This is a genomic window from Janthinobacterium glycogeni, from assembly GCF_051380725.1.
Taxonomy (GTDB): Bacteria; Pseudomonadota; Gammaproteobacteria; order Burkholderiales; family Burkholderiaceae_D; genus Janthinobacterium.
This window is the reverse complement of the sequence record NZ_JBNYXP010000012.1, coordinates 112700-134687: the sequence shown is the minus strand read 5'-3', so window position 1 is coordinate 134687 and position 21988 is coordinate 112700. Positions and strand designations below refer to the sequence as shown.

Sequence of the window (21988 nt, the reverse complement as noted above, 5' to 3'; positions counted from 1 at the left end):
GCGGCTATTTTTTCAGGCACATGCCCATGTACGAGCGGTCGGTCGAAAACTCGATCGCCATGCTCGACGACAGCGGCATGAACATCGCATAATCGGCCGGCGCGTCGGCCGGGTCCTTGAGCGCGGCGATGCCATCGAAATCGACGGCCTGCGCACCCAGGCCCAGCTTGTTCAGGGTCACGTTTTCCGCGTGCACCTTGCCCGTGCCGTTATTTGTGATGGTCGCTACATTGCCGGCGATGTCGATCTTGCCCGTCGTGCCACCCTGCGCCGCACAGGCATAGCTGCCATTGATTTCCGCGCCGATCTTCTGCTGTCTGGCGGCGACGATGGTGCCCACGCGCAGCACGTTCTGCTGGTTGCGGCTGTAGCGGTCGATGAACAGCGCCAGCCCCCGGTCCCCCGCATGCACGTGCACGATGCCGAAGTCCTGGCCACCCTGGCGGGCGACGAGCAAGCCGTTTTTCGCATCCTTGACCAGGGTCAGGTCGGCGTTTTCCGCTTCCAGCTGCGGCGATACCGCGGAGCACGCGCCTTGTGCATTGAATACGCCGCCATTACACAGTTGCGCGCTGCCATCGGCCGCCACCTTGAGGCTGCCTTTCGGATTGAAACGGTCGCCGCCGTTCGAGGCATTGCGCATGGCGCCCAGGAAAATATAGCTGCCGGCCAGCCTGGCCACGTCGCCCACCGCATAGCCGGTGCCGCTGACGGTCGACGCCATATTACCCAATTTGATATTGCCCGACAGAAGACGCGTGCGCGCATCGACGGTGACGCTGAAATCCGTTGCCGTATAGGTCGTGAGATTGCCGACGGTGACAGCGCTGAACGTGCCGCTGCGGTCGCTCAAGCCGAACTGCGTCGACAGCACGCGGATGGCGTAGGTTTTCTTGACGTTGTCGAACGTGATGCGCCACGTGTCGCCGATATCGGCGGCCACGTCATACACCGTCTCGTCCGCATTGGCACCGGCGATCACGGCCAGGCCAGCCTGGGCCGCGACCGCTTGCGAGGCGACCGTCACAGGATCGGCGACGGGCGTGACCACGACGGGCGGCGTGACCGGCGCTTCCGGCTCAGCGTGATCGCTGCCGCCGCCGCAGGCGGACAGGGCGGCGCCCAGGACAAGGAAGGTAAGTACATTTTTCATGTGGTGTGACTTTCGGGAAAGATGAGGCCGGAGCTGTCAGAAAACACATGCTAGCCTTGCCCTCAATCTATTGCCATAGAACAAATGTTCCATGGACTGAGCCCCCGGTACGCTGCCAGAATGAGGGGCGCGGGCGGCACGCGGGCGCCATTTATGTGACAATTCATCGTACTGTCGGCTCCGTCTTACCTCCTCAGGCTCGCATCCATGACCAGTTCCCCGATTAAAAGCTACCTTCCCTGGGTGGTCGCCACCGCCCTGTTCATGGAGCAACTCGACTCCACCATCGTCAACACCGCCATCCCCGCCATGGCCGCCAGCCTCAACGTGACGCCGCTGAGCCTGAAAGCCGTCGTCACCAGCTACATCCTGAGCCTGGCCGTGTGCATTCCCATCAGCGGCTGGATGGCCGACCGCTTCGGCACGCGGCGCGTGTTTTCCGCCGCCGTTGCCATCTTTACCATCGCTTCCATCCTGTGCGGCCTGTCCGTGAATGCGCCCATGCTGGTGGCCGCGCGCCTGCTGCAAGGGGTGGGCGCGGCCATGATGATGCCGGTGGGCCGGCTCACCATCATCCGCACCTTTCCCAAGTCGCAATTGCTGGCGGCCATGAATTTCGTCATCATCCCCGCCCTGATCGGCCCACTGCTGGGCCCCACGGTGGGCGGGCTGATCGTGCACTGGCTGTCGTGGCGCGAGATTTTCTTCGTCAACGTGCCTGTCGGCCTGGCGGCGCTGTACCTGGCGCACCGCTACATGCCCGACTATTACGGCGACAAGCCCCGTCCGCTGGACCTGATCGGCCTGGTGCTGTTCGGCACGGGCATCGCGCTGCTGTCGTGGCTGCTGGAAATCTTCGGCGAACACCGCATCGACGGCACTTCGTTTGCCGTGCTGCTGTTCATTTCCATCAGCCTGCTGGCCGCGTATGCCTGGCATTCGAGCGAAGTGCTGCACCCCCTGCTGCGCCTGACCCTGTTCAAGATCCGCACCTTCCGCGTTTCCGTGGTGGGCGGTTTCGTCACGCGCCTGGGCGTGGGCGGCCTGCCCTTCCTGCTGCCGCTGCTGTACCAGCTGGGCCTGGGCTTGCCCGCCTGGCAGTCGGGCTTGCTGATGATGCCGTCGGCGGCCGCCGCCATGGGCATGAAATTCATTTCCGCGCGCGTGCTGGCCCGCTTCGGCTACCGCCAGGTGCTGATCGTCAACACGGTATTGATCGGCATCACCATCGCCATGTTTTCGCAGGTGGGCGTGGGCACGCCCCTGTACGTGATCGTCGGCATCAGCCTGTGCATGGGCTTTTTCAATTCGCTGCAATTTTCCAGCATGAACACCATCGCGTATGCCGACGTTGACAAGGCCGATTCCAGCATGGCCAGCACCATCGCCAGCTCGATGCAGCAACTGTCGATGAGCTTTGGCCTCGCCTTCGGTTCGCTGATCACGGGCTGGTACCTGGGCGACATGCCGCAGTCGGATCGCGCCATGCTCAGCACGGCCCTGCACCACGCCTTCCTCACCCTGGCCGCGCTGACGGTGCTGTCCTCGCTGACCTTCTGGACCCTGCGCCGCGACGATGGCGAAAGCATCAGCAAGGGCACGGACAGCGACGAGGACGATGCGGCCGACGTGAGGGCCCAGGCCGTTGTGCAGACGGAAGTGCAAACGACAAAAGGCTGAGCCACATCAAGCTTGCCGAAAGCGCCACTGGTGCTTTTGCCCGGCGCTGCTACCGTGACGGCAGGAGGTGCACATGGCGGCCGAGCGGCGCTTTGCATGGAAGGGGACGGACCGTCATGGCCAGGCGGTCGATGGCGTCTTGCGCGCCGCCGACGCCAGCACTGCGAAGGGCGCGCTACGCCGCCAGGGCATCCTCGCCACCCGTGTGCAGGCGGTGCGCGCCGCGCCCGGCAAGGCCATCACGCCCAAGGATATCGCGCTGTTCACGCGCCAGCTGTCGACCATGATGGCGGCCGGCGTGCCGCTGCTGCACGCCTTCGACATCGCCGGCAAGGGCCACGCCAAACCCGCCGTCACGGAGCTGATGCGCGACTTGCGCCACGACATCGAAGCGGGCAGCAGCCTGCAGCAAGCCTTTCGCCAGTTCCCGCTGCTGTTTGACGAGCTGTATTGCAAGCTGCTGGCGGCAGGCGAACAGGCGGGCATCGTGCAGGACTTGCTGGCGCGCCTGGCCACGCACCAGGAAAAGGCCATCGCCCTGCGGCGGCAAGTGCGCGGCGCGCTGATGTATCCGCTGCTCATCGTGCTCGTCGCCATCGCCGTCACGGCCATCATCATGAGCGTGGTCGTGCCCGCCTTCCGCCAGGTCTTCGACAGCTTCGGCGCACCGTTGCCGCTGCCCACCCTGGTCGTCATGGACTTGTCCGCTTTTGTTGTCCGCTACTGGCTGGCGCTGTTGGCGGCGCTCGTGCTCGCTTGCCTGCTGCTGCACCTGGCCTGGCGCCGCTGGCCCGCCTTGCGGCGCAACACACAACTGCGGGCATTGCACCTGCCCGTCTTCGGTCCGCTCCTGCGCAAGGCGGCGATTGCGCGCTGGACGCGCACTCTGGCCGCCATGTTTGCCGCCGGCGTGCCGCTGCTCGACTCGCTCGGCCTGGTGGGCGCCGCCTCCGGCCACGCGCTGTACCAGGAAGCGACGGCGCGCATCGAGCGTGGAATCCGCGCCGGCGGCAGCCTGGCCCTGGCCATGGAGCACAGCGGCGTGTTCCCCCCGCTGCTGACGCAACTGGCCCTGATCGGCGAGGAATCGGGCGCACTCGACGCCATGCTGTCGCGCGCGGCCGAGATCATCGAGGCCGACATCGACGCCACCGTGACCACCCTTTCCGCGCTGCTGGAACCGGCGCTGATCGTGGTGCTGGGCGTGCTGGTCGGCGCCCTCGTGATCGCCCTGTATTTGCCGATTTTCAAGCTGGGCGCGGTGATTTGACTGCCGCCTGCAGTTCACCAGCGACACCCGGCATGCACCCATGCGTGTCATACATCTACCTTCTTATCAAAGAATAGTCGTTGACTATCCAATAGATGTACAATATATTCAATTAATAGATAGCAAGTATTGTATATTCATATCGCAATGCAGGGCATGAGGTAATCCCGGGTGGGGCTATCCGCTCGCCGTCGCACTGCTTGCATGGTGGGGCCAGACTTGATTGTTTTGCCCCGCCCCGACATTCCACTCTTTTTCAAATTTCGATCATGCGTACTTCCAAAGCCCAACAAGCCAAGAACCATCGGCTGATCATTCAGACCGCCGTGGACCTGATGACCCAGCATGGGTTTGAGGGCACCACCATGAAGCAGATCGCGCGTGCCGCCGACGTGGGTGATGCCACCATCTACAAATACTTCCCTACCAAGGAGAAACTGGTAACCGCCTACTTTCAGCAAGCGATTGCAGACGCGGTGGCGCAAGCCGACCAGACGCAGGGACAGAGCGAATTTTCGCTGCAGGAGCGCCTGCAACTGGTGGTCGAGAGTCTGCTGGAAGGTTTGCTGGCCGACCGCGAATTCGTGGGCCTGGCGCGCGGCATGGTGGAGCGCGCGCCCACGCTGCTGTTGGGCGAGCAACTGCCCGGCAAGCCTTTGCTCCAGCAAACCTTCCTGCAGATGCTGGAGCAGGCCGAGACGACCGGTGAAATCGTGCCTTGCGGCTTCAAGCCCAGCCTGGCCGGACTGTTGGCCGACTATGTGTACGGCGTCATTGCGTACTGGCTGCGCGACACCTCCGAGCAGTTTTCCAACACCACGCAAATGGTCGATTTAAGCTTGGGCGTGCTGGTGTTAGCCTTGCGCAGCGGTCTGGTGGACAAGCTGCTGGAGCTGGGCGGTTTCCTGGTGCGCAGCCAGCTGGCGCGCCTGATGCAAGACGGCAATGGCTTGCTGGACCTGCTGCAATTGGCCCGCCGCGGCTTGGGCGGGGTACGCTCATGAGGCCCACGACCAAGACGAACAAAGTTGCGCAATTGCCACGTACCGGGCGTCTTTCGCGTGGCGCGATTGTCGGCATGGCAGTGGCGCGGGCCGGGCTGACCCACCTGGGCCATAAGGCCAAGTCGATGACGCGCGACGATACGACAACGGAACAGGCCCGCGTGGCACATGAGGCGGAACTCGGGCGCATCCTGTTTGCCGCGTTGAACCAGCTCAAGGGCACGGCACTCAAAGCCTCGCAGCTGCTCAGCATGGAACTCGGCTTTCTACCCGAGGGCATGCGCCAGGAACTGGCCCGCGCCCACTATCAGGTCACGCCGCTGAACCGCGCGTTGGTGATCAAAGTGATGCGCCAGGAGTTTGGCCAGGATCCGCAAGCCCTGTTCCAGCAATTCGATCCGATCGCCTTTGCCGCCGCCAGTCTGGGTCAGGTCCACGCCGCCAGCATGACCGACGGTCTGGCAGTGGCCGTCAAACTACAATACCCCGGAATGGCGGACTCCATTGGCAGCGACATGCGTATGCTGCGCAGCCTGCTGCAAGCCTGGGGGGACCGCTCGGAGATGATGCCCAAAGCCGATATCATCGCGCGCATGATGGATGACATCGAACGGAAACTGGCCGAAGAGCTGGACTATTTGCACGAGGCACAGACCATGCAATGGTTTGCACAGCATCTCACGCTGCCGGGCCTGGTGATCCCCCAGCCGGTAATGGGCCGCACCACACGCCGTGTGCTGACCATGCAACGCCTGCCGGGACTGCATCTCAACGAATGGTTGCAGACCGAACCCGATCAAGCCGCACGTGATCAGGCTGGTCAGTTGCTGTTTGACGCCTTCTTTCATTGCACCTTTGTGCTGCACCGCCTGCAGGCCGACCCGCATCCGGGCAACTATCTGTTCATGCCGGACGGCCGACTGGGCCTGCTGGACTTTGGCTGCACCCGCGCGCTGGACGCTGCCTTTTGCCAAGCGCTCAGTGCGCTTTGGTCGGCACAGTTGCGCGACCCGGCGGACCACGGCGCCATGCAGCAGGCCTATCGGGACTTGGGCCTGATTGGGCCGAATCTGAATGCGCAGGACTTTTGCCAGCAACTGCTGCCGGCAATGGCCGAGCGGCATGCCTGGCAGAAGTTGCCGTTTACCGTGGCGGTGTATGACTTTGCGCAACACCCGCCATACCCACGTCCATCAGCCGAGCATCAGCGCCAGGCACTTCGGCACCTGCAGTCCTTGCCGGAGGAACTGCCCTACGTCGACCGGGCCTATTTAGGCCTGCTCCAGCTTCTCAAAACCCTCGGTGCACGTGTGCGCACCGCCAACCCCTGGATTCGTTGAATGCATACGACGTTTCTGCATCCGGCATGCGCAGTCTTCATCATGCCTGGCAGCAGCCACGCCGCGCTTGCGCAATATCCGAGCACCACCGTTCCATCACCTGGTGTTGCACTTGATCCTAAGTACCCCCCAAGCCTGTCGGCACGCTCTCAAAAAGGAAAAACATGTCCAAGTCTGCATATAGCGCCAAAGTATTCGCCATCTACTTGTTCGTCGTTGGGCCCGTGTTAGTCGTCGCGCCAAACTTCTTGCTGTCGATCTTACAAATTCCGCCAACCTCCGAGGTCTGGATTCATTTGCTTGGCGTTGTCGTATCCATGATTGGCGTCTATGCGTGGGTCGCAGCCAAGCACGAAAACAAGCCGTTTCTGGTCGCGTCGGTATACACGCGCCTCTTCGTGTTCGCGGCCTTCACGACCTTCGCTGCCATTGGCCTTGCCAGCCCGATGATCGTTTTTTTCGGCGTCGCAGATCTGCTTGGAGGAATGTGGACCTACTTCGCACTGAAAGCCGACGCGCAGTCGGCAAGAACGGTCCTGGCGGGCCAGCACTGAAGCCTTTCCAATGAAGTGCTTCAGAAACAGATATTTGACGGACTTATTCACAACTGCGGACGCAAAAAATGTGGTGCTCGTCCGCGGTCTCATTTTGAATCGACGCAAACGGTGGAGCGCAACATGAAGAAAATAGTCATCGTGATTTTTGATCATTTCACCGATTTGGATTTGTTCTTGATGTGGGACATCCTTGGGAGGAATAAGACGGACTGGCAAGTGAAGATATTGGGGACAAAGGAAGCACATCAATCCGCAAACGGTCTGGTTATCAAGACCCACGGGTGCATCAGCGAAGCGAATGACGCAGACGTTGTATTGTTTTCCAGCGGTAAAGTTGGCGTGAAAGGCGCCATCGCCAACCAGGATTTCATGCGTGCATTTTCCCTGAATCCAGATACGCAGCTCATTGGATCGATCTGTGCCGGCTCGTTCATTCTTGCCAAGTTGGGTCTGCTGGCATTGGGGCCAGCCACGACTCATCCCGATGCCAAAGAGGAACTGCAAGCCCTGGGAATTGAGGTTCTCGATTTGCCCTTGGTATGCAAAGGGAATGTGGCGACCGCAGGTGGCTGTTTGTCTGCCGTGTATCTGGTCGGTTGGGCCGTTGAGGCCTTGTTCGGCCGGGACAAACGTAAAGAAACACTCAGAGAACTTATTCCGGCCGGCCAAAGCGCAATCTATGAACGACTAATTGATACGAGTATCCGAGACGCCATTGCCCCGAAAGCAGGCGTTGGCGCAATATTAAGTAACCCCCAATAAATTATTGTGATTTCTGAGTTCCATAACCGGCGCTCTGCTGTGTTGCCCGCTGCTAGCAGTGCTCGCACTGCGTCGCAGCGGGTGTCTTGCATAGCATTCGGTTCTGTTCGTCATAAATTCACAATAATTTCCTGAGGATTACTTAGATGGAGCATGCGGGCCCATGTGACCACGATGCAAGCATTCCGTATGCCAGTGCACGTTTGCAGACTTCGCATGCGCGCCAATCAAAACAACCGCAGTCCGACCGTCACTCACTTTACAGAGAGAGTTTTATTCATGACAAACGAAGCAAACAAAGTCTTCTTCATTGCCGCACCGGCGGCAGCCATGTCGGCGTCAGGATTGACGCGCATTGATTTCTCCGACGGCTATGCCGGTCAGGGGGATCGAACCTACGTGGACGCCGAACAAGCGGGGCGCGCCGTGTTCGCTGAACCGCATCGCATGCTCACCTGGCTCATTATTTTGCGCAACGGAATCGTCGCACCGTTGGGACTAAAGAAAAGTATCAGCTTTAGCGATCGCGGGCTGGGGAAGATTGGCATGTTTCCGATTATTTCCAGTACAGGCACTGAAGTCGTCGTCGGTGGTGACGACAAGCATCTGGATTTTCGGATCTGGATAAGCATTCAACCGAGTCTGCAGGGATCGGAAGTGACGGTTTCAACCTTGGTTAAAATACACAATCTCTTTGGAAGAGTTTATTTGTTTATCATCATGCCGTTTCATAAGCTGCTGACACGCTCGCTGTTAAAACGCGCGATCAACCGGCGCGACAAGGTGCAGCGCAAGCCAGAAAGGTGACCTCATTGTTGCCGCCCACCGAATATTGACCATCTAACGGCAGCGCAGGCGTTTCCAGCACCCTGCGCAAAACATCCCCATGTGCTGGCAGATGTTTTACACTGCGGCAATGCCAGGCAATGTTTGCGCGGCAACATCATCACCTCAGACCCATCCACCATGCTGCAAGATACCCTGCTGTTCGCCGCGCCCGGCAATTTGCCCGTCGCCCTCGTCGCCGCCCTGTTCGGCCTGATCGTCGGCAGTTTCCTCAACGTGGTGATCCACCGCGTGCCGACAATGATGCAGCGCGAATCCGATAATTATGTGGCGGAAGAAAGCGGCTTGCCCTTGCCGCATACGGACCGCTACAACCTGATGCTGCCGCATTCGCACTGCACCGCTTGCGGCCACCGCATCACGGCCATGGAAAACATCCCCGTCATCAGCTACCTGCTGCTGCGCGGCAAGTGCAGCGCCTGCAAGGCCCCCATCTCCGTGCGCTATCCGCTGGTGGAACTGCTGACGGGCGCGCTGTCGGCCCTGTTGATCTGGCACTTCGGCAGCGGCTGGACGGGCCTGGCAACGCTCGTGTTTGCCTGGCTGCTGATCGCCATGACCTTCATCGATGCCGATACGCAAATGCTGCCGGACGACCTCACCTTCCCCCTGCTGTGGGCCGGCTTGCTGGTCAATATCAACGGCACCTTCGTGCCGCTGCAGGACGCCGTCATCGGCGCGGCCGCCGGTTATCTGGCCCTGTGGGCCGTGTATTGGGCCTTCAAGCTGGCGACAGGCAAGGAGGGAATGGGCTATGGTGACTTCAAATTACTGGCGGCGCTCGGTGCGTGGCTGGGCTGGACCATGCTGCCGACGATCATATTATTGTCGTCGCTGGTCGGCGCCGTGGTCGGCATCGGCCTGATCGTGTTTGCCAAGCGGGGGCGCGACAAGCCGATTCCCTTCGGCCCCTATCTGGCGGCGGCGGGCCTGATCGCCCTGCTGTACGGCGCGCCCCTGTCGCGCCTCATACCAGGCCTGAGCGGCTGACCGGTGCCGCACCGCGCCCCTATGGATAAACACATGCAAACACAAAACGTCCCCTATTTCAGCGTCGGCCTCACCGGCGGCATCGGTTGCGGCAAGAGCACCGTGGCCAACCTGTTCGCCGCGCGCGGCGCCTCCATCGTCGATACCGACCAGATCGCGCACAGCCTGACGGCACCCAATGGCGCGGCCATGCCGGCCCTGGTGGCGGAATTTGGCCCCGACTACGCCGATGCGCGCGGCGCCCTCGACCGTACAAAAATGCGCAACCTCGTGTTTGCCGACGACGCCGCCAAGGCGAAACTGGAAGCCATCCTGCACCCGCGCATCCGCCAGGCGACCCTGGAGGCGGCCGCCGCGGCAACGGGCAGTTATGTGATCTTTGCCGTGCCCCTGCTGGTCGAGTCCGGCGGCTGGGTGGAGCGGGTCAATAGAGTACTGGTCATCGATTGCCTGGAAAGCCTGCAAGTGTCGCGCGTGATGGCGCGCAATGGCTTATCGGAAGAACAAGTCAAAGCCATCATGGCCACGCAGGCCACGCGCGCCATGCGCCTGGCGGCGGCGGACGATGTGATCGACAATAATGGCGATTTGGCGTCCCTGGCGCCGCAGATTGCCCAGTTGCACGATTTATATCTGGCATTTTCAAAAAGAATGGCCGGAATCGGGCCGCAACGTTTGTAATTTGTCGACGCTTGGTTCAAAATCACGGGATTGTTTGCAGGTCCTTACTTAAGGGAATTATTTTGATTGTCTACGAATACCCTTTCAACGAACGCATACGTACCTTGTTGCGGCTGGAAGACCTGTACGACAAATTCAAGTTCTTCATCCAGCAAGAGCATGCAATGCAACATCATGTCGCCTTGGCAACCATTTTCGATATGCTTGAAGTGGCCGGCCGCGCCGACCTGAAGTCCGACCTGCTGCAGGAACTCGAGCGCCAGCGCCAAAGCCTGCTGGGCTACCGCAGCAATCCGAATGTGGAGCCAGAAACCCTGGATGCCATCCTCGGCGAACTCGACAGTGTCAGCGGCGCCCTCGTGGCGGCGCAAGGCAAGACGGGCCAGAATATCCGCGACAATGAATGGCTGATGAGCATCCGCGGCCGCACCATCATCCCGGGCGGCGCCTGCGAATTCGACTTGCCGTCCTACTTCGCCTGGCAAAAGCGCAGCTGCGAGCAGCGCCTGACCGATATCCACGCCTGGTTCGCCCCGCTGGCGCCCCTGTTCGATGCGCTGGCCCTGGTCTTGCGCCTGCTGCGCGATTCCGGCGGCCCCGTTAAACTGATCGCCAATGGCGGCAGCTACCAGCAAATGCTGCAAGGCAAGGTGTATCAGATGCTGCGCCTGAGCCTCGATGAAAACAGCGGCGCCATCCCGGAAATTTCCGCCAACAAATACATGCTGTGGGTACGTTTCACTACCCAGGGCGGCGACTTGAAACCCAAGCCGCTGGAAGAAGATGTCCCGTTCGAGCTCACGCTCTGTAATTTTTAACTGTTACTTATTTGCCCCATCATGACCGTCGTTAACTGCCCTACCTGTGCCGCCAAAGTCGAATGGACTGAAGCCAACAAATACCGCCCCTTCTGCTCGGAGCGCTGCAAGCAGATCGACCTGGGCGCCTGGGCCGAAGAGAAATACACGATCCCCGCCGCCGATCCATTTGAAGATCCCCTCGCGGACGAAGACAACAAGCCGCAGTAAGCTTCATTTGAATGGATTTTCCAGGCGTAGCCCCTGCGCCGCGAAACTGTCGAGCCTGCCGCTAACCACCGTCAAGCCATAGGCGATGCCCATCGCCGCGATCTGCCCATCGACGCCATGCGCGTGACCACGGCGATGCAGGCGCGCGCACACGAGCGCGCAATCGAGGTCGAACTCCAGCAGCCGCGGCGCATATTCCGCCAGCACGGCTTCCAGCCAGCCTTCCAGCGCCAGTGCTTCCAGCGCCGCTTCGCGCCGCCAGCTGCACTGTATGCCTGCGCGCAATTGCGCGATCACCTGCACCGGCACATAGCGCATCTCCGGCGCTACCCGCTCGAAAAAACCGGCCACGCCCGCCGGTGCAGCGCTGCCCTTGCGCGCCGCAACGATCACATCCGTATCGACCAGATAAGCGGGCATGACTCAGGGGCGGCGCTCGAAATCCGCGTCCAGCCCCACGTCGGGCATGCTGCGCAAGATGTCGTCGAGCGGGCGCTTCGGCAGGGGCCGCAAGGCGTTGCGCAGGATGTCGCGATGCTCGTCTTCGATGCTGCGCCCATGCGCGCGGGCACGCTTGTGCAAGGCGGCAATCAGCAATTCATCGGTATCGGTAAAGGTCAGTGTCAGCGGCATGCGAGACTCCCCCTGTGCTTGATGAAAGCACTGTAGCGCAAAGCGCGCGCGATACAAGGAAAGTCACAGGAAAGCTTGCGCCAGCACGCAGCATGGTGCTGCCCGCTGGCACAAGTGGCAATCAGGCAGGAGCCAGGGATTCCCGGCGCACCTCGTCGAGCCATTCCAGCAGGGGAATGGTGGCCGGCAGCAAGGGTTCCACGCCCACCGTGCCCTGCCAGGCGAACGCCTGCCCTTCCAGGCTTTGCGGCTCGCCCCGCCATTCGCGGCTGATATAGAAATGCAGGCGCACATGGGCGTGCGGATACACATATTCGACGCCGCACCAGGCTTCGGCGCTGTCGATGTACAGCCCCAGCTCCTCGACAAACTCGCGCTTCAAGGCGTCCAAAATGGCTTCGCCCGGTTCGACTTTACCGCCAGGAAATTCCCAATAGCCGTCATACGGCTTGCCGGCCGGACGCTGGCCCAGCAGCACGTCGCCATTCGGCTTCATCAGGATGCCGACGGCCACATCGACCGGTTTCACTTTCATCTCGCTCATTGCGGCAACTTTCCCGCAGGTAGTTTCCCAGCATAATCGCGTGCGAATTGCCACGCCACCCGGCCCGAGCGGGAACCGCGCTGCAAGGCCCAGCGCAGGGCGTCGCCGCGCGCTTGTGCGATCTGCTCCGGCGTGCAGCCGAACGAGGCGAGCCAGTGCGCCGCGATATCGAGATAATCGTCCTGCTTGAACGGGTAGAACGACAGCCACAGGCCGAAGCGCTCGGACAGCGAGATTTTCTCTTCCACCGTCTCGCCCGGATGCAAATCGCCATCGTCGTCCGTCTTGTAGCTGCTGTTATCCGACATGCGTTCGGGCATCAGGTGACGGCGGTTCGAGGTGGCGTAGATCAGCACATTGTCCGATTGCGCGGCGATGCTGCCGTCGAGCGCCACTTTCAGCGCCTTGTAGCCGCTTTCTCCCTCTTCGAACGACAGGTCGTCGCAAAAGATAATGAAGCGCTCGGGGCGCGCCGCCACCAGATCGACGATGTCGGGCAAGTCGGCCAGGTCCGCCTTGTCCACTTCGATCAGACGCAGGCCCTGGCCGGCGAACTGGTTCAGGCATGCCTTGATCAGCGAGGACTTGCCCGTGCCGCGCGCGCCCGTCAGCAGCACGTTGTTGGCGGGGCGACTGGCGACGAACTGGCGCGTGTTCTGCTCGATCTGCGCTTTCTGCGTGCCGATGTTGTGCAAGTCATCCAGGGCGATGGACGACACGTGCGCCACCGCCTGCAGATGGCTGGCGGCGCCCTGCCGGCGGCGCCAGCGGAAGGCAAAGCTGTTCCAGTCCGGTGCGGGCACCGGCTGCGGCAGGATCGCTTCCACCCTCGCCAGCAAAGCCTCGGCGCGGATCAGGAATTGATCGAGGCCGGTCATGAGCGGTAGTCGGCGTTGATCGACACGTAATCATGCGACAGGTCGCACGTCCACAGGGTGGCCGTGGCATCACCGCGCGCCAGTTTTACACGGATGGTGATTTCGCTTTGCTGCATCACGCGCTGGCCATCCTGCTCCTGATAGTCCGGGTTGCGGCCGCCGTTCTTGGCCACCCACACGTCGTCCAGGTACAGGTTCAACTGGCCCACGTCCAGGTCGTCCACGCCCGCGTAGCCGATGGCGGCCAGGATGCGGCCCAGGTTCGGGTCGGAGGCGAAGAACGCGGTTTTCACCAACGGAGAATGGGCGATGGAATAGGCGATCTTGCGGCACTCTTCCACGTTGCGGCCGTCTTCCACGGTCACGGTCATGAATTTGGTGGCGCCTTCGCCGTCGCGCACGATGGCTTGCGCGAGAAAAGTAGACAGTTCGGTCACGGCGGCGGCCAGTGCCGCATAGTGCGGCGAATCGATCGAATCGATGACCAGGCTGCCGGCGCCCGTGGCCACCAGCATGAACGAGTCATTGGTGGACGTGTCGCCGTCGATGGTGATGCAGTTGAACGATTTGTCGGCCGCCTGTTTCACCAGCTGGTCCAGCACGGGCTGGGCCACGGTGGCGTCGAACGCGAGGAAGCCCAGCATGGTGGCCATGTTCGGCTTGATCATGCCGGCGCCCTTGCTGATGCCCGTCAGGGTGACCGCGTGGCCGCCGATGGTGACCGTGCGCGAGCCGGCCTTCGGCTGCGTGTCGGTGGTCATGATGGCTTCGGCGGCAGAGAACCAGTTATCCGAGGTCAGCGCGGCCACGGCTTGCGGCAGGCCGGCGACCAGGCGCTGCACGGGCAGCGGCTCGAGGATCACGCCGGTGGAAAACGGCAAAATCTGCTGCGGCGTGCAGCCCAGCAGTTCGGCCAGCGCGGCGCAGCTGGCCTGCGCGTCAGCCAGGCCCGATTCGCCCGTGCCCGCATTCGCGTTGCCCGTGTTGACCAGCAGTGCGCGGATCGGCGCGGCGCCGGCCGTCACTGCCGCCAGGTTGGTTTTCGAGATTTGCACGGGCGCGGCGCAGAAGCGGTTCAGGGTGAACACGCCGGCCACGGTGGCCGTCGGCGCCAGTTTCAATACCAGCAAATCCTTGCGGTTGGGTTTCTTGATGCCGGCTTCGGCAACACCGATTTCAATGCCGGCGACGGCTTTCAAGTCGGCGGCGACGGGCTTGGGAGAATTGACGGCCATGGTGATTTCTTCTGCGAGGGAAAAGGGAAGCGCTATTGTAGCGCCTTCGCGGCCAGGGTGAACATGCGGCAAGGGAATAGTCGCGGCGGCGCCGCAGCGGACCGGCTTGCGATTTATCAGAACCATGCCGCCTGTCGGCGCTAAGGTAGAAGAACAGACGATCGCGAGTCTGGCACGAGCGCCCAGGGGAGAATGTCATGGCGCATGGCACATCGTATCGAATGCAGGGCGCAAAACGGGGGCGCTCCTCTCTGCTGCGCCTGATGCTCTGCCTGCTTTGCCTGCCAGTCTGGCTAACGGCATGCACGACGCCGGGCGTTCCCGCCGACGAGGCGGCCCTGCCCGCGCCCGCTGAACAGCTGCCTCCGGCGCCGCCAGCCACGGAGGCCACGCCTCCCGCCCGGGAAGTTCCGGCACCCGCCGTCCCGCCGCCGGTCAAGGTGGAACGGCCATCAGGAACCTGGCCCGAGAGCAATGCATGGTCTGGCCTGGGCGGCCTGTTCGGCAACCTAGGCAAGCGTGGCGGCGGCGCCAAGGATAAAACCGGCCCGCCCGCCAAGGCCGATGGGGTGGCGGGCGCCACGCAAGTTACCGTGTACTACGCCACCGACAGGAAGTACCAGTTGGAGAGCAACAGCTATGGCTGGCATCCCAACCGCGCGGCGCCCTACCTCAGTTATGGCAGCGTGCAAGTGAGCATTCCTGAAAAACGAGCGCCAGGAGAGATGCCCTTGCCGCCTTGGTATGCCATCCTGTCCAGCAACGATGCGCAAAAATATGTGCTGATCAAGGAAACCGTGCGCCTGTCGCGCGCGGATTTCCTCGCCACCGTCAAGGCCAGGATACAGGCCGCCCCGGAACGGCACGCCGCCTTCATCTATATCCACGGCTACAGCAATTCCTTCGACGATGCCGCCCGGCGCACGGCGCAGATGGCGGTGGACCTCGATATCGGCGCCCTGCCCGTGTTCTACAGCTGGCCATCGAAAGGCACCCTGGCCGGCTATGAATTCGATGAAAACTCGGCCGAGTGGACGCAATCGCACCTGCAGGCCTTCCTGGCCGATTTCGCCGAGCACTCGTCCGCCACCGATATCTACATCATCGCCCACAGCATGGGCAACCGCCCGATGACCGTGGCCCTGGCCAGCCTGCTGGAGCAGCGCTCCGAGCTGCGGCCCCTGTTCAAGCAGGTGGTGCTGGCGGCGCCGGACATCAATGCCGATATCTTCCGCGAGCAGATCGCCCCCCGTTTTGCCAGCCTCAAGCTTCCCGCCACCCTGTACGCGTCCGCGAACGACAAGGCCATGCGCGCTTCCTACAGTTTTTCCGACTGGGACAGGATAGGCGACATCCGTGCGCCCGTCGTCGGCATACCCGGCGTGGAACTCGTCGACGCCTCGGCCGTCATCATGAATTTCATGGGCCACGATTACTTCGCCAGCAACCGCGTCCTGCTGACCGACATCGCCACCATGATCAAGACGGGACAGCGGGCAAAAAACCGCGGCGGCCTGAAAGGCATCCCGGCGCAGGCGCCGCAATACTGGGCCTTTCCCTGAGCAGGGGCAGGCACACGGTATGCCGGACATAAAAAAACGGAGACCGCGGTCTCCGTTTTTTGTTCACGCTGACAAACCGCGCTTAAGCCAGCTTGCCGTGGCAAGCCTTGTACTTCTTGCCGCTGCCGCAAGGGCATGGATCGTTGCGGCCGACCTTGACGCCCATGCTCACGCTCATGTCGTCGACATACTGATCGTTGCTGTCGCCAGCCGTCGGCGCCAGCAGTTCTTCCGGCGCCGCGTTCGGATCGAATTCGGCGTGCTGATAGTGCACGTTTTCCACGTGCGACTGCTGCATCGCCTGTTCGGCCGCATCGACTTCTTCGCGCGACTGGATACGCACCGTCATCACGTGCTTCGTGACGTCGTTCTTGATCATGTCGAGCATCTGGCCAAACAGTTCAAACGCTTCGCGCTTGTATTCCTGTTTCGGGTTCTTCTGCGCATAACCGCGCAGGTGAATACCCTGGCGCAGGTGATCGAGCGCCGCCAGGTGTTCGCGCCAGTGGCTGTCCACGCTTTGCAGCATGACATTGCGCTCGAAGCCGCCAAACGATTCCTTGCCGACGATATCGATCTTCGACTGGTACACGGCATCGGCCGCGGCCAGCACTTTTTCCAGGATCTCTTCGTCCGTCAGCGTCGAATCGGCTTCCAGCATTTGCTGCAGCGGCAGGTCGAGCTGCCATTCGCTGGCCAGGGTGTTTTCCAGGCCCTTGATATCCCACTGCTCTTCCACCGATTCGCGCGGCACGTACTCGTGCACCAGGTCGGTGAACACGCCATGGCGCAGCGAGCCGATCATCTCGGAAATATCGGTCGTTTCCAGCAGCTCGTTACGCTGCTGGTAGATGACCTTGCGCTGGTCGTTGGCGACGTCATCGTATTCCAGCAATTGCTTGCGGATGTCGAAGTTGCGCGCTTCCACCTTGCGCTGGGCCGATTCGATCGAACGCGAGACGATACCTGCCTCGATCGGTTCGCCTTCCGGCATTTTCAAACGGTCCATCACGGCGCGCACGCGGTCGCCGGCGAAGATGCGCAGCAGCGCGTCGTCGAGCGACAGGTAGAAGCGCGACGAACCCGGATCGCCCTGGCGGCCGGCACGGCCACGCAGCTGATTGTCGACGCGGCGCGATTCGTGGCGTTCGGTGCCGATGATGTGCAAGCCGCCCGCATTGACCACGTGGTCGTGCAAGGATTGCCATTCATCGCGCAGGGTCTGCGACTGGGCGGCCTTGTCGGCGTCGCTCAGTTCAGCATTGGCTTCGATGAACTTGATCTGGTTTTCGACGTTACCGCCCAACACGATGTCCGTACCGCGGCCGGCCATGTTGGTGGCGATGGTGATGGCTTTCGGACGGCCCGCCTGGGCGATGATTTCCGCTTCGCGCGCATGCTGTTTCGCGTTCAGCACGTTGTGCGGCAAACCGGCCTTGGTCAGGATGCCCGACAGCAGTTCCGAGTTCTCGATCGAGGTCGTGCCTACCAGCACGGGCTGGCCGCGCTCGTAGCAGTCGCGGATGTCGTTCAACATCGCGTTGTATTTTTCCGCCGACGATTTGTAGACCTGATCCTGGCGGTCCTTGCGCTGCAACGGACGGTTTTGCGGGATCACGACCGTTTCCAGACCGTAGATTTCCTGGAATTCGTACGCTTCGGTATCGGCCGTACCGGTCATGCCGGCCAGCTTGGCGTACATGCGGAAGTAGTTCTGGAAGGTGATCGAGGCCAGGGTCTGGTTCTCGTTCTGGATCTTGACGCCTTCTTTCGCTTCGACGGCCTGGTGCAGGCCATCGGACCAGCGGCGGCCCGTCATCAGACGGCCCGTGAATTCATCGACGATCACCACTTCATTGTTCTGCACCACATAGTGCTGATCCTTGAAGTACAGCGCATGCGCGCGCAGGGCCGCATACAGGTGGTGCACGAGGGTGATGTTGGCCGAATCGTACAGCGACGCGCCTTCCGGCAGCAGGCCCATTTCCATCAGGATGCCTTCGGCCTTTTCGTGGCCGGCTTCCGTCAGCAGCACCTGGTGCGCTTTTTCATCCTTGGTGTAGTCGCCCGGCACTTCAACCTTGCCCTTGCCGTCCGGCGTTTCTTCGCCGATCTGCAGGGTCAGGCGCGCAGGCAGTTCATTGATCTTGTGATACAGGTCCGTATGGTTCTCGGCCTGGCCCGAAATGATCAACGGCGTACGCGCCTCATCGATCAGAATCGAGTCGACTTCATCGACGATGCCGAAGTTCAGGCTGCGCTGCACGCGCTCGCGCGCTTCGTAGACCATATTGTCGCGCAAGAAGTCGAAACCGAATTCATTGTTCGTGCCATACGTGATGTCGGAGTTGTACGCCTGCTGCTTGGCGCTGTGCTCCATCTGCGACATGTTCACGCCCGTCGACAAGCCCAGCCACGCATACAGGCGGCCCATGGTCTCCGCATCGCGCTGCGCCAGGTAATCATTGACGGTGACGATATGCACGCCCTTGCCCGACAAGGCGTTCAGGTAGGCTGGCAACGTTGCCATCAGGGTCTTGCCCTCGCCCGTGCCCATCTCCGCGATCTTACCGAAATGCAAGACCATACCGCCGATCATCTGCACATCGAAATGGCGCATGCGCAGAACGCGCTTGCTGGCCTCGCGGCAAACGGCAAAGGCTTCCGGCAACAAGGCATCGAGCGATTCGCCAGCGGCGATGCGTTCCTTGAAGGCAGGCGTTTTCGCTTGCAGCTCGGCATCCGACAGCTTTTCGATGGCCGGCTCGAGCGCATTGATCTCGCGTACCGTTTTTTGGTATTGCTTGAGCAGCCGCTGGTTGCGGCTACCGAAAATCTGGGTCAGTAATGACATGCTTGAATTCTTGAAAAAACGCCGTTAAAAAAAGCTCGGTAGGGAACAACGAGGTAGGTATCGCGTCACCGCACGGAGTTCGACTATGGCAAAAGACGATGATTTTATCATGCGTTCCCGCCAAGGTTGGGGTAATGCACCATATAACAATAGCTTAATGACAAACAAATGGCAGAAATTGCGGACATTTCCCATGCTGTAAGGCAATACGGCCTGCCCGCCTGCGCCGCACCCGCCGCCGCACTCGTCATGCGCGGGCGAGTGTGCTATGTTTCGGCCATGCGAACTCCCACTTATTCTCCGGCACCGCGCTGCGGCTACGGCTTTGCCCGTTCCGGCCCGGCCGCAACGGGGGCAACCGATTTTCTGCGCGGCAACGCGACGATGGCTTCCCTGATGCCCACCGTCACGCGCCTGGCCGCCCTGCAAAAAGATTGCGCCAAGGCCTTGCCGGCGATGTTCGAGCATTGCGACATCCTGCAATTCGAAGGCGGCCAGCTCGTGCTGGCCACGCCGAACGCGGCGCTGGCGGCCAAACTCAAGCAGCAATTGCCGAAACTGCAAGGGGAGCTGGAAAGAAAGGGCTGGCAGATTTCAGGCATCAAGCTGAAAGTGCAAGTCATCAAGAGCATCGCGCCCATCGTGCATACGCGGGCGCTGGTCTTGCCGGAAAAAGCCATGTCGGCCCTGGAAGAGCTGAGCACGGCCCTGCCGGCATCGAAGCAGAACGAACAGCTAATCGCGGCGCTGCGAAACATGGTCCGCCATCACCGCGAACCTAAAGATTAGCAACGCCAGGCGGCAGCACGTAGGTCGGATTAGGCCCTTCGGGCCGTAATCCGACAACATTGTTGGCGCCTGCGGGGTTGTCGGATTACGGCCTGCGGCCTAATCCGACCTACGTCAAAGACCACTCGCGCTCCATTTGACGGAGATACGACTGCGGCGCCGCCTCGTTCGTGGCGAACGAGACGATTTCATACGCTTCCGGCTGTTCCAGCAGCGCCAGCAGCAGCTGGTTGTTCAGCGCGTGGCCGGACTTGTGTGCCGTGTAATAGGCCAGCAGGGGATGGCCCACCAGATACAGGTCGCCGATGGCGTCGAGGATCTTGTGGCGCACGAACTCGTCTTCATAGCGCAAGCCATCTGCATTCAAGATGCGGTATTCGTCCATGACGATGGCGTTTTCCAGCGAACCGCCGCGCGCCAGGCCCATGCCGCGCAAGCTTTCCACGTCCTGCATGAAACCGAAGGTGCGCGCGCGCGCCACGTCGTGCACATACGACACGTCGCCGAAGTCGACCGAGGCGCGCTGCATCGTGCCATCGACGGCCGGATGATTGAATTCGATGAAGAAGTCGAGCTTGAAGCCGTCATACGGCGACAGGCGCGCCCATTTTTCCGCGTCGCCCTTGCCTTGACGCACTTCCACGGGCTTGATGACCTTGATGAATTTCTTCGGCGCCTGCTGCTCTTCCACGCCGGCCTGCTGCAGCAGGTAGACGAAGGACGAAGCGGAACCGTCCATGATGGGAATTTCTTCCGCATTCACGTCGATTACCATATTGTCGATGCCCAGGCCGGCCGCGGCCGACATCAGATGTTCCACGGTAGACACCCTGGCGCCATCCTTGATCAGCACGGAAGCCATGCGCGTATCGCCCACGGCCATGGCGCTGGCGGGAAACTCGACGATGGGATCGAGGTCGATGCGGCGAAACACGATGCCCGTGTCGATCGCGGCAGGACGCAAGGTCAGCTCGACCTTGGTGCCAGAGTGCAAACCGACACCGATGGTGCGGACCTGTTGTTTGATGGTGCGTTGTTTTAACATGGCACGATTATATCCAGTTGCGGCGTGGAATGCTGACCGGCAAAGAAATGCTAGGGATGCTCACTTTCCACATGCACGGCCTCGCGCCGCACCAGGTAGATGCCGCTGGCGATAATGATCCCCGCGCCAAGCAAGGTATAGCGATCCGGCAGCGCCTGCCATAGCAGCCAGTCTATCGCCACGCCCCAGGCCAGCGCCGTGTACTCGAACGGCGCCACGATTGACGCCTTGCCGGTGCTGAAGGCCTTGGTGATCGCCAACTGCCCGAAGAAGCCTGACAGCGCCAGCACCATCAAGGTCGAGCCATGTTCGGCACGCACAGGCACCCAGATATTCCACGCCAGCGTTACTGCGCCAATCGACATCAGCGTCAACAGCCAGAACATCATCGCCTCGGTGCTGTCGGTGCGCGCCAGCACGCGCGCGCTGATGGCCGACACGGCGTAGCAGGCAGCTGCCACCAGAATCGCCAGCCCGCCCAGCGACAGGAAGCCGGTGCCTTCAGGGCGCAGCACCACCAGCACGCCCAGCAGGCCGACGCCAATCGCCACCCACTGCCCGCGGCCCACGTGCTCCTTCAGCACCCACACCGACAGCGCCGTGATCAAAGCCGGCGCGATGAAGAAGATCGAATATGCCTCGGCCAGCGACAGCGACTTCAGCCCGAAGGCAAAAGTGGTCAGCATGGCGATGCCGAGTGCGGCGCGCAACAGGTGCATTGGCCAGCGTATGCGGAAGATGCCCTTGAACGCACCGCGGTACAGCATGTAGCCGCACAGCAGTGGCAACGAACTGAGCGAGCGCATCGCCGTGACCTGCGTGGCGGGATAATGGGCAGACAGCAGCTTCATGGCGGTATCCATGCACGAGAACATGGCGACCGCAATCAGCATCGCATAGATGCTGTGCAGATTTTCTTGACGAGAAGACAGGGAAAGCTCCTTGACGACCGGTCCGGGGCGGACCACTGGGAACGTCATTATGGCGACGTCCGGAGCCAGCACAGCGGAGGCGCTGCCGGGATTGATTATAGCAAGCCGGCCAGCTCATCAGGGGCGACGACGAAAACAGTGCCTGGATCAAGTACTGCCGCAATCGCGGCGGCGGTGCCTGAAATGCTTGATCTACGTCATCGTT

22 protein-coding genes are annotated in these 21988 nt (G+C 61.5%); 13 read left to right on the top strand and 9 right to left on the bottom strand.

Annotated features, from left to right (window positions below; translation table 11 throughout):
• Positions 1–4: 4 nt before the first annotated feature.
• A complete protein-coding gene (locus ACQ4W4_RS23270) occupies positions 5–1153 on the bottom strand; it encodes a hypothetical protein (RefSeq protein WP_436543957.1) in 1149 nt (382 codons plus the stop codon).
• Between the two features lie 207 nt (positions 1154–1360).
• Here ACQ4W4_RS23270 and ACQ4W4_RS23265 point away from each other — a divergent pair, with 207 nt between their 5' ends.
• From ACQ4W4_RS23265 to yacG, 11 genes are all read left to right on the top strand, one after another.
• Positions 1361–2833 carry a DHA2 family efflux MFS transporter permease subunit gene (locus ACQ4W4_RS23265; RefSeq protein ID WP_436543956.1) on the top strand — a complete coding sequence of 491 codons (1473 nt, stop codon included), beginning with the start codon at positions 1361–1363 and terminating at the stop codon, positions 2831–2833.
• A 73-nt stretch (positions 2834–2906) separates the two neighbouring features.
• On the top strand, positions 2907–4103 hold the full coding sequence (locus ACQ4W4_RS23260) for a type II secretion system F family protein (RefSeq protein ID WP_436543955.1): 1197 nt from the start codon (positions 2907–2909) through the stop codon (positions 4101–4103).
• A gap of 269 nt (positions 4104–4372) precedes the next feature.
• A complete protein-coding gene (locus ACQ4W4_RS23255; RefSeq protein ID WP_426056198.1) occupies positions 4373–5107 on the top strand; it encodes a TetR/AcrR family transcriptional regulator in 735 nt (244 codons plus the stop codon).
• Positions 5104–6447, top strand: coding sequence for an ABC1 kinase family protein (locus tag ACQ4W4_RS23250; protein WP_436543954.1), 1344 nt, complete (start codon positions 5104–5106; stop codon positions 6445–6447). The genes ACQ4W4_RS23255 and ACQ4W4_RS23250 overlap by 4 nt, the downstream gene beginning before the upstream one ends.
• Positions 6448–6611: 164 nt before the next feature.
• Positions 6612–7001, top strand: coding sequence for a hypothetical protein (locus tag ACQ4W4_RS23245; protein WP_436543953.1), 390 nt, complete (start codon positions 6612–6614; stop codon positions 6999–7001).
• Positions 7002–7124: 123 nt separating this feature from the next.
• Positions 7125–7766: a DJ-1/PfpI family protein gene (locus tag ACQ4W4_RS23240; protein ID WP_436543952.1), complete on the top strand. Its 642-nt coding sequence runs from the start codon at positions 7125–7127 to the stop codon at positions 7764–7766.
• A 216-nt stretch (positions 7767–7982) separates the two neighbouring features.
• Positions 7983–8573: a DUF2867 domain-containing protein gene (locus ACQ4W4_RS23235; RefSeq protein WP_436543951.1), complete on the top strand. Its 591-nt coding sequence runs from the start codon at positions 7983–7985 to the stop codon at positions 8571–8573.
• A 159-nt stretch (positions 8574–8732) separates the two neighbouring features.
• The gene (locus ACQ4W4_RS23230; RefSeq protein ID WP_436543950.1) at positions 8733–9602 is read left to right on the top strand and encodes a prepilin peptidase; all 870 of its coding nucleotides are present in this window, start codon (positions 8733–8735) and stop codon (positions 9600–9602) included.
• A 33-nt stretch (positions 9603–9635) separates the two neighbouring features.
• Positions 9636–10283 (top strand): dephospho-CoA kinase, encoded by a 648-nt coding sequence (coaE, locus tag ACQ4W4_RS23225; RefSeq protein ID WP_436543949.1) that lies wholly within the window; start codon positions 9636–9638, stop codon positions 10281–10283.
• Positions 10284–10345: 62 nt separating this feature from the next.
• A complete protein-coding gene (gene zapD / locus ACQ4W4_RS23220; protein ID WP_070219363.1) occupies positions 10346–11101 on the top strand; it encodes a cell division protein ZapD in 756 nt (251 codons plus the stop codon).
• An 18-nt stretch (positions 11102–11119) separates the two neighbouring features.
• The gene (gene yacG, locus ACQ4W4_RS23215; RefSeq protein WP_034785391.1) at positions 11120–11311 is read left to right on the top strand and encodes a DNA gyrase inhibitor YacG; all 192 of its coding nucleotides are present in this window, start codon (positions 11120–11122) and stop codon (positions 11309–11311) included.
• Positions 11312–11314: 3 nt separating this feature from the next.
• Here yacG and ACQ4W4_RS23210 read toward each other — a convergent pair whose 3' ends face one another.
• From ACQ4W4_RS23210 to argJ, 5 genes are all read right to left on the bottom strand, one after another.
• The gene (locus ACQ4W4_RS23210) at positions 11315–11731 is read right to left on the bottom strand and encodes a PIN domain-containing protein (RefSeq protein ID WP_436543948.1); all 417 of its coding nucleotides are present in this window, start codon (positions 11729–11731) and stop codon (positions 11315–11317) included.
• Positions 11732–11734: 3 nt separating this feature from the next.
• On the bottom strand, positions 11735–11944 hold the full coding sequence (locus ACQ4W4_RS23205; RefSeq protein WP_436543947.1) for a FitA-like ribbon-helix-helix domain-containing protein: 210 nt from the start codon (positions 11942–11944) through the stop codon (positions 11735–11737).
• A gap of 121 nt (positions 11945–12065) precedes the next feature.
• Positions 12066–12488, bottom strand: coding sequence for an NUDIX domain-containing protein (locus ACQ4W4_RS23200; protein WP_436543946.1), 423 nt, complete (start codon positions 12486–12488; stop codon positions 12066–12068).
• A complete protein-coding gene (locus ACQ4W4_RS23195; RefSeq protein WP_436543945.1) occupies positions 12485–13366 on the bottom strand; it encodes an ATP-binding protein in 882 nt (293 codons plus the stop codon). Before ACQ4W4_RS23195 ends, ACQ4W4_RS23200 begins: the two co-directional genes overlap by 4 nt.
• A complete protein-coding gene (argJ, locus tag ACQ4W4_RS23190) occupies positions 13363–14601 on the bottom strand; it encodes a bifunctional glutamate N-acetyltransferase/amino-acid acetyltransferase ArgJ (protein ID WP_436543944.1) in 1239 nt (412 codons plus the stop codon). Before argJ ends, ACQ4W4_RS23195 begins: the two co-directional genes overlap by 4 nt.
• 197 nt (positions 14602–14798) lie before the next feature.
• Between argJ and ACQ4W4_RS23185 the strand changes: the two genes are divergently transcribed.
• Positions 14799–16163, top strand: coding sequence for an alpha/beta hydrolase (locus tag ACQ4W4_RS23185; protein WP_436543943.1), 1365 nt, complete (start codon positions 14799–14801; stop codon positions 16161–16163).
• An 82-nt stretch (positions 16164–16245) separates the two neighbouring features.
• Here the strand turns inward: ACQ4W4_RS23185 and secA are convergent, their stop codons facing one another.
• A complete protein-coding gene (gene secA, locus ACQ4W4_RS23180) occupies positions 16246–19017 on the bottom strand; it encodes a preprotein translocase subunit SecA (RefSeq protein ID WP_121668506.1) in 2772 nt (923 codons plus the stop codon).
• 279 nt (positions 19018–19296) lie between these two features.
• Between secA and ACQ4W4_RS23175 the strand changes: the two genes are divergently transcribed.
• Complete coding sequence (locus ACQ4W4_RS23175; RefSeq protein WP_436543942.1) at positions 19297–19806, top strand: DciA family protein; 510 nt, start codon at positions 19297–19299, stop codon at positions 19804–19806.
• A 109-nt stretch (positions 19807–19915) separates the two neighbouring features.
• Here the strand turns inward: ACQ4W4_RS23175 and lpxC are convergent, their stop codons facing one another.
• Complete coding sequence (lpxC, locus tag ACQ4W4_RS23170; protein WP_436543941.1) at positions 19916–20851, bottom strand: UDP-3-O-acyl-N-acetylglucosamine deacetylase; 936 nt, start codon at positions 20849–20851, stop codon at positions 19916–19918.
• A 50-nt stretch (positions 20852–20901) separates the two neighbouring features.
• Positions 20902–21744, bottom strand: coding sequence for a DMT family transporter (locus tag ACQ4W4_RS23165; RefSeq protein WP_436543975.1), 843 nt, complete (start codon positions 21742–21744; stop codon positions 20902–20904).
• Positions 21745–21988: the final 244 nt, after the last annotated feature.

Bases quoted from the DNA above. Each gene is read 5' to 3' on its own strand.
- ACQ4W4_RS23270 (WP_436543957.1), bottom strand. From the start codon at position 1,153: ATGAAAAATGTACTTACCTTCCTTGTCCTGGGCGCCGCCCTGTCCGCC.
- ACQ4W4_RS23265 (WP_436543956.1), top strand. From the start codon at position 1,361: ATGACCAGTTCCCCGATTAAAAGCTACCTTCCCTGGGTGGTCGCCACC.
- ACQ4W4_RS23260 (WP_436543955.1), top strand. From the start codon at position 2,907: ATGGCGGCCGAGCGGCGCTTTGCATGGAAGGGGACGGACCGTCATGGC.
- ACQ4W4_RS23255 (WP_426056198.1), top strand. From the start codon at position 4,373: ATGCGTACTTCCAAAGCCCAACAAGCCAAGAACCATCGGCTGATCATT.
- ACQ4W4_RS23250 (WP_436543954.1), top strand. From the start codon at position 5,104: ATGAGGCCCACGACCAAGACGAACAAAGTTGCGCAATTGCCACGTACC.
- ACQ4W4_RS23245 (WP_436543953.1), top strand. From the start codon at position 6,612: ATGTCCAAGTCTGCATATAGCGCCAAAGTATTCGCCATCTACTTGTTC.
- ACQ4W4_RS23240 (WP_436543952.1), top strand. From the start codon at position 7,125: ATGAAGAAAATAGTCATCGTGATTTTTGATCATTTCACCGATTTGGAT.
- ACQ4W4_RS23235 (WP_436543951.1), top strand. From the start codon at position 7,983: ATGCGCGCCAATCAAAACAACCGCAGTCCGACCGTCACTCACTTTACA.
- ACQ4W4_RS23230 (WP_436543950.1), top strand. From the start codon at position 8,733: ATGCTGCAAGATACCCTGCTGTTCGCCGCGCCCGGCAATTTGCCCGTC.
- coaE (WP_436543949.1), top strand. From the start codon at position 9,636: ATGCAAACACAAAACGTCCCCTATTTCAGCGTCGGCCTCACCGGCGGC.
- ACQ4W4_RS23210 (WP_436543948.1), bottom strand. From the start codon at position 11,731: ATGCCCGCTTATCTGGTCGATACGGATGTGATCGTTGCGGCGCGCAAG.
- ACQ4W4_RS23205 (WP_436543947.1), bottom strand. From the start codon at position 11,944: ATGCCGCTGACACTGACCTTTACCGATACCGATGAATTGCTGATTGCC.
- ACQ4W4_RS23200 (WP_436543946.1), bottom strand. From the start codon at position 12,488: ATGAGCGAGATGAAAGTGAAACCGGTCGATGTGGCCGTCGGCATCCTG.
- ACQ4W4_RS23195 (WP_436543945.1), bottom strand. From the start codon at position 13,366: ATGACCGGCCTCGATCAATTCCTGATCCGCGCCGAGGCTTTGCTGGCG.
- argJ (WP_436543944.1), bottom strand. From the start codon at position 14,601: ATGGCCGTCAATTCTCCCAAGCCCGTCGCCGCCGACTTGAAAGCCGTC.
- ACQ4W4_RS23185 (WP_436543943.1), top strand. From the start codon at position 14,799: ATGGCGCATGGCACATCGTATCGAATGCAGGGCGCAAAACGGGGGCGC.
- secA (WP_121668506.1), bottom strand. From the start codon at position 19,017: ATGTCATTACTGACCCAGATTTTCGGTAGCCGCAACCAGCGGCTGCTC.
- ACQ4W4_RS23175 (WP_436543942.1), top strand. From the start codon at position 19,297: ATGCGAACTCCCACTTATTCTCCGGCACCGCGCTGCGGCTACGGCTTT.
- lpxC (WP_436543941.1), bottom strand. From the start codon at position 20,851: ATGTTAAAACAACGCACCATCAAACAACAGGTCCGCACCATCGGTGTC.
- ACQ4W4_RS23165 (WP_436543975.1), bottom strand. From the start codon at position 21,744: ATGCTGATTGCGGTCGCCATGTTCTCGTGCATGGATACCGCCATGAAG.